This window comes from Tsukamurella pseudospumae (assembly GCF_001575195.1).
GTDB classification, from domain to species: domain Bacteria; phylum Actinomycetota; class Actinomycetes; order Mycobacteriales; family Mycobacteriaceae; genus Tsukamurella; species Tsukamurella pseudospumae.
On record NZ_LSRF01000032.1, the window covers coordinates 1 to 1,020 of the forward strand.

2 protein-coding genes are annotated in these 1,020 nt (G+C 63.2%); one reads left to right on the forward strand and one right to left on the reverse strand.

The window, feature by feature from the left end; genetic code table 11:
- Positions 1-404: transposase (locus tag AXK60_RS10520; RefSeq protein ID WP_175399988.1), on the reverse strand; the 404-nt coding region annotated here is incomplete at its 3' end.
- Between the two features lie 299 nt (positions 405-703).
- On the opposite strand from AXK60_RS10520, the gene AXK60_RS26390 reads away from it, so the two are divergent.
- A partial coding sequence (locus AXK60_RS26390; RefSeq protein ID WP_175399989.1) for an IS5 family transposase occupies positions 704-1,020 on the forward strand: 317 nt, incomplete at its 3' end.

Sequence of the window (1,020 nt, forward strand, 5' to 3'; positions counted from 1 at the left end):
CTGTCCTCGCCGGCGAGTTCCCACGCCCGGGCCCGGGCCTGCGCGGACGCTCCTGCGATCGCCGCCAACGCCACGTCGACGTCGTCGGCGAGCGCGGTGATCAGCCGAGAGACCGTCGGATCCGAGGCCACCTGCCCCATCACCTGCGGTTGGTTGCGGAGCTGATCCACATCAGCCAGGCAGTCCCCACCCGCCGCGATCGACACCGCCAGATCAAGCACCGTCTTCCCCGGATCATGAATCGCGTTCAATTTGCGCCACGGCGTCAACGCACTGGTCAGGGCCGCCATCAGACCGATCGTCTCGGCGGTACGAAGCAACAGCACTGTCCCGGCATGCGAGACGAGGTTCGTTCCGGCCGCGTCGACCGACACCTTCGGGTAGCAGGACGTAGACTGACTCACCAGAAAGGTGCTCCTTCGAGACTGGAAATAGGTTGGTGTGGTAACCCCTATTCTTCCAGCTCAGAGCACCTTTCTTCATGTCCGACACGACCTCACCCGCGAAAGGCCGAGGCTAGCCGAGATGGGAGGCGACATCGCCTCCATCGAAGACCCTCTGTCCGATGTCGCCCCGGAACTCGCACGATACGTCGGAGAGTTCGCCTTTGGCGACCTGTATCACCGGCCAGGACTAAGCCTTCGAGACAAGCAACTAGGGCGTGTCTCCCAATCATGGACTGCTGATCGGGGATAATCGTTCCGTGAGTTCATCTCGGTACGAAGCGATTTCGGATGAGCAGTGGGCTCGGATCGAGCCGTTGTTGCCTTCGAGTGTTGGTCGGCCTGGGCGTCGGTTCGAGAACAACCGGCGAGTGGTCGAGGCGATCATCTACCGGTATCGAACCGGGATTCCGTGGCGGGATCTGCCGGTCGAGGCATTCGGTTCGTGGAAGACGGCCTGGAAGCGTCACCGGCGTTACGCCCAGGACGGAACCTGGGACAAGGTTCTGGCCGCGCTCCTCGCCGACGCCGATGCGGCGGGCAAGATCGATTGGACGGCGGTGTCGGTGGACGCCAC